Raw genomic sequence first — 12427 nt, 5'->3', positions numbered from 1 at the left:
ACCCGGTAGGCTCGCGGCCATGACGTTCGCGGAGACCCGCCCCATCCTCGACCAGCTCGGCTACACGATCCGCTACGTGCAGCTCCCCGGTGAGACCCTGCACGAGCCCCCGGTCGAGGGAGCACTGCGGGTCGTGCCGGTCGAGGGTGCCGGTGACTTCGCCCTCGAGGTCGTGGACTACGGCACCGCTCGGCGTCTCGCGACCGCCCGCGGCGAAGCCGATGCCGTCGAGATGCTCCGGCGGTTCCTCAACCGTCCGTTCCCGGCGCCGAAGGACATCCCACGCCACGAGCTCGACGGGCTGCGCGACCGGGCGGCGTCCACGTACCCGCAGCTCGCGCAGCAGGTCGCGCAGGCGGGCGAGCAGGGGCTGACCATCCAGATCCCGGCGGGCGTGCCGGTCGACCGGATCGGCGGCCCGGACGGCTACCTCCTGCACCCCCTCGACACCCCGCTGCCGCAGCGGTCGCTCCCGCCGCACGTGGCCGGGTCGCCCGAGACGCACCGCTACTTGGTCGAACGGCCGTTCCTCGTGACCGTCCGGTTCGTCCAGCCCTGGTTCGACCAGCCCGGAGGCGCGCTGCGCTTCCAGACGGCGGATCCGTCGGTCACGGTGCGCGACCTCGTCGTGGACGGTTCGCTCTCACGCCTCCGCGTGGTCTGATGCGCGTCACCTGATCCACGACTGCCGCGCCGCTCCCGCAGCACGACTGCCGCACGACTGCCGCACGACGAAGCGGCCCGCACCCTCCGGTGCGGGCCGCTTCGTCGTGCGGGCGGCTTCGTCGTGCCGACCGCGTCGTCGTGCTGCTCGGACTAGCCGAGGTCCGGACGGTCGAATCGCGCACCCGCCGGGTTCGACTCGAGGACGCCGAAGACGATCGCCGCGACGTTCACGAACATGCCGATGAGCCAGAACGGGCCGGCGAGGTTCGCGTCGTGGACCCGGCGCCATCCGAGGGCGATGTTCGGGACGAGGGTGCCCAGCCACCAGATGCCGTACAGGCCGAGGAACACGAACGCGATCGGGGACGGCGCGGCGTCGCCCGACGGGTTGCCGTAGGCGTCGACCCGTGTGCTGCTGACGAGGGAGCCGATCAGCACCGCGTAGAACCCGCCGAACAGGACGATCGTGACGATGGCGTTGGCGAGGATCCAGTACCAGAACTCGCTGCGGCTGGCCCGCCCGTCGAACCGGGCGTACTTCGCGAAGAAGCGCTTGAACGCGTCGAGGAACCCGATGCCGTACCAGGGGGCCCACAGCGGCGGGACGCCGTCGGGGCCGACCGGGACGTGCTGCTGCGGCTGGTAGGGCTGCTGTGCGTACGGCTGCTGAGCGTACGGCTGCTGGCCGGGCTGGCCGTACGGCTGCTGAGCATACGGCTGCTGGCCGGGCTGGCCGTACGGCTGCTCACCGGGCTGGCCGTAGGGCTGCTGGCCGGGCTGGCCGGACGGCTGCTGGCCCTGCGGCTCGTGTCCGTCCGGGTTCTGCGGTGGGTACTGGTCACTCATGGGTCCCCCTGTGTGTCGGCTCGAGTACGGAAGAGAGTCAACCAGACCGACGCCCCGTCGTCCGTCCCCGTCGCCCGTCCCCGTCGGACGGCGAGGCGGCCCCCACCGCGGGAGCGGGCCGCCTCGGGTCGAGCTGGAGCGCGGTGATCAGTACCCGGTCGTCGTGCCCATGTTCGCGGCGGCCGAGGCGAACACGATGATCGAGATGATGCCGAAGACGATCGACAGTGCGGAGATGATGACCCCGGCGAGCGCCAGGCCGCGGCCGCGCTCACCCGTCTTCTTGATCTGGGTCAGCGCGATGATGCTGACGACGAGCCCCGCGATGTTCACGACGAACGCGAGGATGAACCCGACGATCGCGAGGACGCTGTAGCGGTCGGAGGCCGGAGCGGGGGCGGACTGGTAGGGCTGTGCGTTGGTCATGTGGGATCCCCTCGGTGGTGTGACGTGCTGGACGCTGCCGGGCGCAGTGCCCAGCGCTCCCGACCATATCGATCGAGCGCGCCTCGGGTTACCGCATGACGACCCCCGATCGGGGGACGGGCACGCTCGTCGCCGCCGCTCGGAGCCCGAACGGTGCCGACTCCGGGTGCTCAGCCGCGATCGGGCCGGTCGTACTGCTGCCCCTGCGGGACCGTGGCGAGCAGGCCCACGATGAGCGCGAACAGGACGCCGATCGGCGGGATGATGAAGAACAGGGCGAAGTACCCGCTGAGGTTCACGTCGTGCAGGCGGCGGACGGTCAGCGCGATGAACCCGATGAAGGTGGCGAGCGCCCAGAGCTGGACGAGGCGGTCGTCGGCGTTCGAGATGTACGGCAGCGCGTTGATGACGGAGCCCACGATGCCGATCGCCGCGTTGCCGATCACGTACCAGAGCGCCCAGAACCAGAACTCGCTCTTGCTGGCGCGTCCGTCGAACCGGACGTACTTCTTCCAGAAGCGCAGGAACGCCTGCGGGAACGGGATCCCGTACCAGGGTGCCCAGAGCGGCGGCGGCCCCTGCTGCTGCCCGTTCGGCGTGGGCGAGCCGTAGGGGTTCTGCGCGGCGGACGGCTGCTGCCCGTACGGGTCCTGGCCGTACGGGCTCGGCCCACCGGACGGCTGTTGGCCGTACGGGCTCGGCCCACCGGACGGCTGCTGCCCGTACGGGCTCGGCCCGCCGGACGGCTGCTGCCCGTACGGGCCCGGCCCACCGGACGGTCGGCCGTACGGATCCTGCGGCGGGTACTGGTCGCTCACGGTTCGTTCCTTCCGGTGGCCTGCTCGTGCAGAGCCGTGTCGATGCGCCTCGAGTCAAGCAGAGCCGGAGCACCGACGCGTCATCCCTGCGGACGACCCACTGGACCGCGGCACCCCGCGGCACGAGGGCACCCGAGGGTCAGGGGACGAGTGCGAGCTTCCCGCCGGGGTGCTGCGACTCGAGCACCTCGGCGGCCTGCCGTGCTTCGGCGAGCGGGAACGTCCGCGCGACCGGGACGACCAGTTCCCCCGAGGCGGCGAGGTCGATCAACCGCTGGCGCACCGAGTCGCGGAACGCCTTGCTCTCCGGCTGGGCACCGCCGATCGCTCGGATGCCGTCCGACTCCGCCCGACCGAACGCGGCGATCGTCACGATGCGCGAGCGGTCGGCGACGAGCGCGAGGGAGACGTCGACGGCCTCGTCGGTGCCGACGCAGTCGAGCGCGACGTCGACACGGTCGTCCGTGCCGTCGCCGACGAGCGCCCGGACGCGGTCCTCGAGCCCGTCCCCGTACGCGATCCACTCGCCACCGAAGTCCGCGACGGTGTCGGCGTTCCGCTCCGATGCCGTCCCGATCACGCGGGCACCGAGGAGCCGGAGCTGCTGGAGCAGGCTGACCCCGACCGCGCCGGCGGCGCCGTGCACGAGGACGGTGTCGTTGCCGGTCGCACGGGTGACCCGGAGCATGTCGGCCGCCGTGGTGCCGGCGAGCAGCAGGTTCGCCGCTTCGGGGAACCCGAGCGACGCCGGCTTCGCGAACACGTCCCCGGCGGGCACCGTGATCCGTTCGGCCCACCCGCCGGCGACCCGGAACGCGAGGACCTCGTCGCCGACCGCTCCCCCACCCGAGGCGATCTCGGTGTCCGGTCCGACGGCGACGAGGACCCCAGCGACCTCGTAGCCGACGGGGACGGGCAGGTCCGACGGGTCGCCCTGCCGGGTGTGCTTGGTGTCCGCGGGGTTCATCCCGGCGGCACGGACGTCGATCGTCACCTCGCCCGGGCCGGGTGCCGGCACCTCGGTGTCGACGTACTCGAGGACTTCGCTGCCGCCGAACCGCGGTGCAACCCAGTGCTTCGTCATGCCCCCGACGCTACGCGCGCGGTGCCGGACGTCGTCGGGTCCGCAGGGTACGGGACCGCAGCACGAGGAGTGCGGAGCCGGCGACGAGGAGCGCTCCGGCGATCGTGAGCGGGATCGTCGGGTCGCTGCCGGTGAACGCCAGCTCGGCCGGGGACGTCCCCGAGCCACCGCCGCCCGAGCCGGCCGCGACCGGGACCGCCGGAGCGCTCGACGTCGGAGCCGTCGGGGTGGCCGACGGCGACGGGACCACCGCGGGCGCGCGGACGGTCAGGACGTACGTCTCGGTGTCGGCCGGAGCCGTGCCGTTGTCCGCCGTGATCGTCACGGTCGTGGTGCCGGGTGTCGTCGGGGTGCCGGAGATGACCCCGGTGGTGGGGTTGATGGTGAGTCCCGGCGGGAGCGTGCCACCGTCGGAGTACGTCGGCGCCGGGCTGCCGGTCGCGGTCACCGGGAACGAGTACGGCGTCCCGGCGGTCGCTGCCGTGGGCGTACCCGAGGTGATCGTCGGCGCGACCGTCTCGGAGGGCGTCCCGGGGGCCGGGCACCCGGTCGGCGCCGTGATCGTGTTCGTGTCGAGCGTGACCGCGGCGTTCCGTGCGAGGAGTCGGCCGACGACCGTCGCACCCGTGGTGGCCGTGACGGACTGGTCCGCGAGGACGGTGCCCTGGAACTGTGCGGCGCTGCCGATGGTGGCGGAGCTGCCGACCTGCCAGAAGACGTTGCAGGAACTGGCCCCGCCGGTGATGAGGATGCGCGTACCCGACCCGATCGTCAGCGTGGACGCGGCCTGGAACACCCAGACGGAGTCCGCGCTGCCCGCGAGCGTCAGGGTCCCGGTGTCGGCGAGTCGCAGCGCGTCGCCGGTGTACACGCCGGGCGACAGGCTCAGACCGTTCAGCTCGGTGATCCCGGTCTGGGTCGGGGTGAGCGACGCGGCCACGCCGTACGCCGTCGTCGTGTCGGCCTGCGCCTGGGTGGCCGCAGCATCGGTCTGGTGCACCGTGCCGTTCACGATGCCGTTCCCGGTGCCGCCGAAGCCGGTGATCGAGGTGCCCGGCGAGACGCCGAGGTCGCCCTGCACGGCCGTCGGCCCGGTGTTCGTGACGGTGGAGGCACCGAGGACCCCGTAGGTCGCTGCGGTGCCGAGGTCGATCGGACCGTCGATGACGGTCGCGGCCGATGCCGGTGCGGAGGACGCGAGCGCGAGCGCCGCCGCCAGTCCGATCCCGGTGCCGATGAGGGTGAGTGAGCGGACGATGGGCGTGCTGGCCATGACGGCCCCTGCCTGTTCAGGAGAGGTACCGCTCAGGTGCCGAAGGCGCCCGGCACTCGCCGTGCTGCGAGTCTGGCCCGTGTTCCTGCGCAGACCGACCCGGATTGCCAGGTTCGCCGGATCCGCGCGGTTCGGACACGCCCGGTACCGACCGTTCCGGCACCGCGCCCGACGGTAGCGTCGTCTGGTGCCCTCTCCCCACGAAGCCCTCGACCCCGACCGACGCCCGAGCGCGCGGCAGCGGGCCGCGGTGGTCGTCAACCCCTCGACGGTCGACCTCGCCGCCCTCCGTTCGGCGGTCGCCACCGAACAGGGGTCGCTCGGGTGGGACGACACGGTGTGGTTCGAGACCGCTGCCGGCGACGACGGCCGCGCCGCCGCGCAGGAGGCGCGAGCCGGTGCGCCCGACGTCGTGCTGGTCGTCGGTGGCGACGGCACGCTCCGGGTGGCAGCCGAGGTCCTGCACGGATCCCGGATCCCGATCGCCCTGCTCCCGACGGGGACCGGCAACCTCTACGCGCGGAACCTCGGTATCCCGATCGGTGACGTGACGGCTGCGGTCCGGTCGGCGTTCCGTGGCGCGGACCGTCCCGTCGACGTCGCGTTCGCCGCGCTGACCTCAGCGGACGGGGACACCGCCGAGCACGCGTTCCTCGTGATGGCGGGCATCGGTCTCGATGCCCGGATGGCGGCCGAGACGAACGCCGGGCTGAAGAAGCGCTTCGGGTGGCTCGCCTACTCCGACCCGATCCTCCGGTCCGTCGTGGGCAACCGTCAGATCGACCTCCGGTACCGCCTCGACGGCGGCGAGGAGCACGGCATGCGCGCACACACGGTCATCGTCGGCAACTGCGGCACCCTCACCGCCGGCCTCCTGCTCCTGCCCGCTGCGGAACCGGACGACGGACTCCTCGACGCCGTGGCGTTCCGACCGCGTGGACGTGTCGGGTGGACCAAGATCGGCTACGGCCTCTCGCTCAACCGCTTCTTCCACCGCACGGGCTTCGGCCGCCTGCTCGCACGCTTCCTGCCGCGGTCGCGGACCCTCGGCTACACGACGGCGCGGCGACTCGACCTCGTGCTCGACGAGCCCGAGCAGCTGCAGTTGGACGGCGATCCGTTCGGCCTGGTGGCCGCCGCCAGCCTGCGCGTCGAGCACGGCGGTCTCGTGCTGCGGACGGCCTGACGCGGCGGTCCGACGCGGGTGCACGACGGACGGGAGGCGCGGTGGCCGCCCGCACCGCGCCACCCGTCCGTCTCTTGGGGGCGTCGAGGACGCTAGGCGCGCGCGGACCGCACCCGGTCCGCGAACGCGGCGTGCAGCGGGTGCTGCGGGTCGAGCCCGGTGATCTCGGTCACGACGTCCGCGTCGCTCCGGTCCGAACGCAGCAGTGCCTGGAGTTCGACGCTCTGCTCGTCGTCCGGCACGTCGAAGCGCAGCGCGGCACCCATCGCGTCGAGCAGTGCCGTCGGCTCCGTGCCGTCCTCGGCGAGGGCGGCAGCGGGCGACACGAACCGCTCGTCCCGCGAGAGCTTCCGAAGCGGCTGCCGGCCGACCCGGGTCACGGTGTCGGGCAGGTGCGGGTTCTCGAAGCGGCCGATGATCGCCTGCACGTAGGCGCGGTGCACCTCTGGGTCGAGCTCGTGACGACGGACGAGCAGGTCGCTCGTCTCGGCGAGCACCGACTCGAGCTCGGAGCGGACCGCGGGGATCGCGATCGCGTCCGAGATCTTGTCCGCCCCCGCGAGGAAGCCGTGGTAGGCGACGGTGGCGTGCCCGGTGTTGACGGTGAAGAGCTTGCGCTCGATCGAGGCCGCGAGGCCGTCCACGTAGTGGGCACCCGGGATCTCGGGCTCGTTCCCGCCGAACGGCGTGCGGTCGATGGCCCACTCGTAGTAGGTCTCGACGGTGACGTCGAGGCCGGCACCGTCGGGCTGCGCCGGGACGATGCGGTCGACGGCGGTGTTCGCGAAGACGGCCTTGGCGAGCGCCTGGTCGCGCACGTCGGCCGGCAGCGCCTCGACGATGAACTCGCACAGACGGTCGGTGGCGTTCAGGGCGTTCTCGCACGCCATCACCGCGATCGGGGCGGCGTCGGGGTCGCGCTGTTCGAGGGCCCGGGCGATGACCGGGGCGATGAACTTCAGCACGTTCGGGCCGACGGCGCACGTGACGACCGCGGCGGCGGCGATCTCGGCGACGACGCCGTCCTCGTCCTGGGCGCTGTTCAGCGCGCGGAAGTTCGTGACCTCGTGGTCACGCGCGTCGTGGCCGACCTCGTGCACGGTGTACGAGTCGGCAGCGGCGAGCGCGTCGATGAGCGGCGCGGCGACGTCGGCGAAGACGACCTCGTACCCAGCCTCGTGCAGCAGCAGTCCGACGAAGCCGCGGCCGATGTTGCCCGCGCCGAAGTGGACCGCGGTGGGGGTGCTCACTCGTTGACCTCGCCGAGGATCGACAGGATCGCGGCGGTGTCCGGCGCGTCGGTCAGCTTCTGGACCTCGTCCTCGTCGCTGAACACGATCGCGATCTTGGACAGGATGTCGAGGTGCTCGTTGTTGACGCCGGCGATGCCGACGACGAAGCGGACGGGGTTGCCGTCCCAGTCGATGGGCGTCGCGTAGCGGATGAACGACAGCGCCGAGGACTTGATGGCGTCCTTCGCGTCGTTCGTGCCGTGCGGGATGGCGAGGAAGTTCCCCATGTACGTCGAGACGCTCTTCTCGCGCTCGAGCATGGCCGGGTAGTAGTCCGCGGTGACCGCGCCTGCAGCCTCGAGGATCTCGGCCGCCTCCTTCATCGCCTCCGACTTCGTCGGTGCGGTGTCCTCGGTGTGGATCCGGATCTGGCTCTCCTGCAGGACGGGCATCGGGGTTCTCCTTGCTTCGTGACGTGGCGTCGTGGACGTGTGGAGGGGACGGGCCGTGGCCCGTCCCCTCCGATACTGCACTGCGTTACTGGTTCTTGAGCTGGTCGACGACCTGGTCGTACTGCGGCGCGTTCATGAAGTTGCCGACGGACACGTGCTGTGCCCCCGGGTTCTTCTGCCTCGCGCGGTCGGTCAGCTCCTCCTGCGTGATGATGAGGTCCTCCGTGCCGTCGAGGTTCGCGATCGCCTTGTTGACGACCGTGACGCCCTCGATGCCGGCCTTCTTCACCTTGTTGCGGAGGACGCTCGCGCCCATCGCGCTCGAGCCCATGCCGGCGTCGCAGGCGAACACGACGTTCTGCACGCGGGTGGCCGTCGCGGTCGATGCGGAACCGACGCCGCCGAGCGAGGCCTCGGCCTCTTCGTCGTTGGCGGGGGCGTTGTTGCCGAGCAGGCCGGAGGTCGCGGCGTTGACGTCGCGGCCCTTGTTGGCCTGGAGCTTCGCCATCGCGGCGCTCATGTCGCCGCCGCCGTTCGCGAGGTCACGCTTGCGGGTGGCCAGCAGGAAGAACGAGGCCACGGCGAAGGACACCGCTGCCGAGAGGATCACCGACAGGATGACGCCGACGAAGCTGTCCTTCGCGGTCGAGCCGATCACGGCGAAGATCGACCCGGGGGACGCCGGGGCGACGAGGCCGGAGTGGAACGCCACGTTGGTCGCGACACCGGTCGCACCACCGAGGATGACGGCGATGAACAGCACCGGCTTCTGCAGCACGTACGGGAAGTAGATCTCGTGGATGCCGCCGAGGAACTGGATGATGATCGCGCCGGGAGCGGTCGAGCGGGCGATGCCGACACCGAAGAAGGTGAAGGCGAGCAGGATGCCGAGACCGGGGCCGGGGTTCGCCTCGAGCAGGAAGAGGATGCTCTTGCCCGACTCCTTCACCTGGGCGGCACCGAGCTGGTCGAGCACACCGTGGTTGATGGCGTTGTTGAGGAAGAACACCTTCGCCGGCTCGATGATCACGCTGGCGAGCGGGAGCAGCGAGTGGTTGATGAGGAACTCCACCGCCGCGCCGAGGCCGTTCGCGATGGCCTTGAAGACCGGCGCGAGCCAGAAGAACCCGATCATGGCGAGCACGAAGCCGAGGATGCCGGCCGCGTAGTTGTTCACGAGCATCTCGAAGCCCGGGCGGATCTTGCCGTCCCAGATCTTGTCGATCTGCTTGATGATGTACGCGCCGAGCGGGCCGCAGATCATCGCGCCGAGGATCATCACGGTGCCGTTGGCGCCGAGGATGACACCCATCGCGAAGATCGAACCGACGACGGCGCCGCGGGTCTCGTAGACCATCCGGCCGCCCTGGATCGCGATCGCGAGCGGGATGAGGTACGTCAGGATCGGGCCGACGACGCCGGGGTTGGCGACGCCGTTCGTCTCACCGAAGCCACCGAGGATCCCGACGGGGGTCCAGCCGGTCTCGATGAAGAAGGCCGTGATGATGCCCCACGCGATGAAGATCGCGATGTTGGGCATGACCATGCCGGAGAGGAACGTGCCGAACTTCTGAACGGCGACGCGTGCGCCGCCCCGCGACTTCGCGGGAGCGTCGGGCGCTGCAACGGACGACGTTGTCATGTGCGGTGACTTTCTGTGAGGTGCTGCTGCTGCGTGTGGAGGGAAGGTGGTGCTGGGGTCGGATCAGGCGGCGTGCGCCGCGGCCGCGGCGGACTTCGCAGCCGCCGCCGTCGACGCGGCGAGTGCCGCCTGGGCCATCTCGCGGGCCTCGGCGAGGGTGTACTTGCCGAGTTCGGCACGCACGTCGGCGAGGGCCGCGGGGGTCATGGAGAGGGTCGTGGCGCCGAGTCCGACGAGCACGACGGCGAGCAGCGGGTCGGCTGCCGCCTCGCCGCAGATCCCGACGGCCTTGCCCGCGTGCTGTCCGGCGGTGCCGAGCTGCGCGACGAGTCGGAGGACGGCGGGGTGCCACGGGTCCTGGTAGGACGCGACGGTGCCGAGCATGCGGTCGGCGGCCATCGTGTACTGGGTCAGGTCGTTCGTGCCGATCGACACGAAGTCGGCGGAGGTGAACACCTGGTCGGCCATGAGCGCGAGCGAGGGGACCTCGGCCATGACGCCGGCGGTCCGGATGCCGAGCTCCCGGGCGAGGTCGACGAAGTACTCGGTCTCCTCGGCGTCGGCGACCATCGGCGCCATCACCCAGAGGTCGGCCTCGGTCTCGGCGTCGGCCTGGGCGAGGGCGGTGAGCTGGTCGCGGAGCACCTCGGGGTGGTTCCGGAGCGCGCGGAGCCCGCGGCGACCGAGGGCCGGGTTCTCCTCGTCCTTGTCGGTGAGGAACGGCAGCGGCTTGTCGGCACCGGCGTCGAGCGCGCGGACGACGACCTTCTTGCCCGGGAACGCCTCGAGCAGCTGCTTGTAGGAGCCCTTCTGCTCGTCGACGGTCGGCGCCTTCGGCGAATCGAGGAAGAGGAACTCGGTGCGGAAGAGCCCCACGCCCTCCGCACCGAGAGCAACGGCACCCGCGGCGTCGGCCGGGCTGCCGAGGTTCGCGAGCAGCGGGACGGTGTGTCCGTCGGCGAGCGCACCGGCGGTCAGGGGCGCTGCGGCCGCGGCGAGGCGGTCGGCGATGCGCTGTTCGACGTCGGCCACGAGCTCGGCGGAGGGGTCCGTGACCACGGTGCCGGCCGCGGCGTCGACGACGACCTCGAGCCCGTCGGCCAGGTCGTCGGCACCGGTGACGCCGACGATGGCGGTGATGCCCTTGGCGCGGGCGAGGATCGCGGTGTGCGAGGTCGGGCCGCCGTCGCGCGTGACGAGGGCGAGGACCTTCTCGAGGTCGAGGAGCGCGGTGTCGGCGGGCGCGAGGTCGCGGGCGACGAGCACGAAGGGGGTGTCGGACTCCGGCACGCCCGGTGCGGCGACGCCGCGGAGCTTGGCGACGATGCGCTGGGCGACGTCGTCGAGGTCGGCCGCGCGCTCCCCCATGTAGCCGCCCATCGACACGAGCAGGTCGCGGAACTGGCCGAACGCCTCGAAGACGGCGCGCTCGGCGTTGGTGCCGCCGTCGATGCGGGCGTGGACGTCGTCGAGGAGCGTCGGGTCCTGCGCCATGAGCGCCTGCGCCTCGAGCACGGCCTGGGCGTCGCCGCCGGCGAGCTGCCCGCGCTTGTTGAGGTCGTCCGCCACCGCTGCCAGCGCCGAGGCCACCGCCTGCTTCGCGTCGTCCGCGGAACCCGTCAGCGCGTCCTTCGACGGTTCGCCGAGCGGGTCCGCCATGCGGAGCACGGGGCCGTGGGCGACGCCGCGGCCGACGCCGGTGCCGAGCAGTTCGGACATTCGAGACTCCTTCATCTCACGCGCGCTTGCGGTGGGGTGGTTCGTTCGGTGCGCACGACCGGAGACGGGACCCCGCCGGTGCGGCTGTGCAGCACCATACCCCGATCCACGTTGACAAACAAACACATCCGGGGATAAAAATGCAGAAACAGATGCCCGTTTGCGTCTGGTGGCTGAACCGTTCCGGTCATGGTCGCCGAGGACGTGCCCGGTCGTGTCCGTTCCGTTCCGACTCCACCGTTCCGAGACGACGAGGCCCCGATGTACGCACCAGAGCGCCACCAGCGCATCGTCGAGCAGGCGCGGGCGCAGGGTCGGGTCGACGTGAAGGACCTCGCCGAGCTGCTCGAGGTCACGCCGGAGACGATCCGCCGCGATCTGACCTCGCTCGAGCGGCGCGGGCTGGTCCGTCGCGCGCACGGCGGCGCGATCCCCGTCGAGCGCATCACCCTGCACCCGGGCGTGGGCGACCGCGGCGGCATCAACCAGGCCGAGAAGATGGTCATCGCCGAGGCTGCGATCGGGGAGCTGCCCGAGAACGGCTCGATCATGATCGATGCCGGCACCTCGACCATCTGCCTCGCCGAGCTGCTCCCGAACGACCGCGGCCTCACGGTCGTGACCCACTCCCTGCCGGTGGCGATGGCCGTCGCGAACCGGCCGGGCATCGACCTGCACCTGCTCGGCGGCAACATCCGGAGCGACTCGCTCGCCGGCGTCGGGACCTGGACGCACCAGCTCATCGGGATGGTGAGCGTCGACGTCGCGTTCATCAGCATCAACGGCATCACCCCGGAACGCGGCCTGACGACGCACAACATGGCCGAGGCCGCCGTGAAGTCCGCGATGATCAAGTCCGCCCGCCGGAGCATCCTGCTCGCCGACCACACCAAGTTCGGCCGCGAGGAGTTCGGTCGTGTCGCCCCGCTCGCCGCGATCGACACGATCATCACCGACCCCGGCGTGAACGCCGACCTCGTCCGCGAGGTCGAGGCCGCCGGCACCGAGGTCTTCTGGCCGGGCCGCGACTGACCTCGGTCAGGCGCACCGGAACCGCCCACCCCGCGCTCGCTACCATGAGCC

12 protein-coding genes are annotated in these 12427 nt (G+C 71.5%); 3 read left to right on the top strand and 9 right to left on the bottom strand.

Features of this window, described 5'->3' with window-relative positions; translation table 11 throughout:
- The first annotated feature begins 19 nt into the window (after positions 1-19).
- A complete protein-coding gene (locus ACNQOV_RS12475) occupies positions 20-664 on the top strand; it encodes a TNT domain-containing protein (RefSeq protein WP_022907491.1) in 645 nt (214 codons plus the stop codon).
- Positions 665-816: 152 nt separating this feature from the next.
- Here ACNQOV_RS12475 and ACNQOV_RS12470 read toward each other — a convergent pair whose 3' ends face one another.
- The 5 genes from ACNQOV_RS12470 to ACNQOV_RS12450 all read right to left on the bottom strand — a co-directional run bounded on the left by ACNQOV_RS12470 (position 817) and on the right by ACNQOV_RS12450 (position 5113).
- Positions 817-1512, bottom strand: coding sequence for a DUF805 domain-containing protein (locus ACNQOV_RS12470; protein WP_416394800.1), 696 nt, complete (start codon positions 1510-1512; stop codon positions 817-819).
- A gap of 147 nt (positions 1513-1659) precedes the next feature.
- Positions 1660-1938, bottom strand: a complete 279-nt coding sequence (locus tag ACNQOV_RS12465; protein ID WP_022907489.1) for a DUF4190 domain-containing protein — start codon at positions 1936-1938, stop codon at positions 1660-1662.
- 170 nt (positions 1939-2108) lie between these two features.
- Positions 2109-2756: a DUF805 domain-containing protein gene (locus tag ACNQOV_RS12460; protein ID WP_416394798.1), complete on the bottom strand. Its 648-nt coding sequence runs from the start codon at positions 2754-2756 to the stop codon at positions 2109-2111.
- A gap of 139 nt (positions 2757-2895) precedes the next feature.
- Positions 2896-3840 carry a quinone oxidoreductase family protein gene (locus ACNQOV_RS12455; protein WP_402268288.1) on the bottom strand — a complete coding sequence of 315 codons (945 nt, stop codon included), beginning with the start codon at positions 3838-3840 and terminating at the stop codon, positions 2896-2898.
- Positions 3841-3850: 10 nt separating this feature from the next.
- Entirely contained in the window at positions 3851-5113 is a 1263-nt protein-coding gene (locus tag ACNQOV_RS12450; RefSeq protein WP_416394796.1) for an ice-binding family protein, read from the bottom strand.
- 187 nt (positions 5114-5300) lie between these two features.
- On the opposite strand from ACNQOV_RS12450, the gene ACNQOV_RS12445 reads away from it, so the two are divergent.
- The gene (locus ACNQOV_RS12445) at positions 5301-6299 is read left to right on the top strand and encodes a diacylglycerol/lipid kinase family protein (RefSeq protein ID WP_416394794.1); all 999 of its coding nucleotides are present in this window, start codon (positions 5301-5303) and stop codon (positions 6297-6299) included.
- A 92-nt stretch (positions 6300-6391) separates the two neighbouring features.
- Here ACNQOV_RS12445 and ACNQOV_RS12440 read toward each other — a convergent pair whose 3' ends face one another.
- From ACNQOV_RS12440 to ptsP, 4 genes are all read right to left on the bottom strand, one after another.
- A complete protein-coding gene (locus ACNQOV_RS12440; protein ID WP_416394792.1) occupies positions 6392-7549 on the bottom strand; it encodes a mannitol-1-phosphate 5-dehydrogenase in 1158 nt (385 codons plus the stop codon).
- A complete protein-coding gene (locus ACNQOV_RS12435; RefSeq protein ID WP_022907882.1) occupies positions 7546-7983 on the bottom strand; it encodes a PTS sugar transporter subunit IIA in 438 nt (145 codons plus the stop codon). The genes ACNQOV_RS12440 and ACNQOV_RS12435 overlap by 4 nt, the downstream gene beginning before the upstream one ends.
- 85 nt (positions 7984-8068) lie before the next feature.
- Positions 8069-9625, bottom strand: coding sequence for a PTS mannitol transporter subunit IICB (locus ACNQOV_RS12430; RefSeq protein ID WP_416394790.1), 1557 nt, complete (start codon positions 9623-9625; stop codon positions 8069-8071).
- A gap of 63 nt (positions 9626-9688) precedes the next feature.
- The gene (gene ptsP, locus ACNQOV_RS12425; RefSeq protein WP_402268302.1) at positions 9689-11344 is read right to left on the bottom strand and encodes a phosphoenolpyruvate--protein phosphotransferase; all 1656 of its coding nucleotides are present in this window, start codon (positions 11342-11344) and stop codon (positions 9689-9691) included.
- A 261-nt stretch (positions 11345-11605) separates the two neighbouring features.
- Between ptsP and ACNQOV_RS12420 the strand changes: the two genes are divergently transcribed.
- Complete coding sequence (locus ACNQOV_RS12420; protein WP_402268305.1) at positions 11606-12376, top strand: DeoR/GlpR family DNA-binding transcription regulator; 771 nt, start codon at positions 11606-11608, stop codon at positions 12374-12376.
- Positions 12377-12427: the final 51 nt, after the last annotated feature.

Origin of the sequence: Curtobacterium sp. LFS084 (assembly GCF_047977705.1) — a bacterium.
Classification (GTDB): Bacteria; Actinomycetota; Actinomycetes; order Actinomycetales; family Microbacteriaceae; genus Curtobacterium.
Note: the sequence above shows the minus strand (reverse complement) of the source record. Positions and strands in the feature narration are given on the sequence as shown.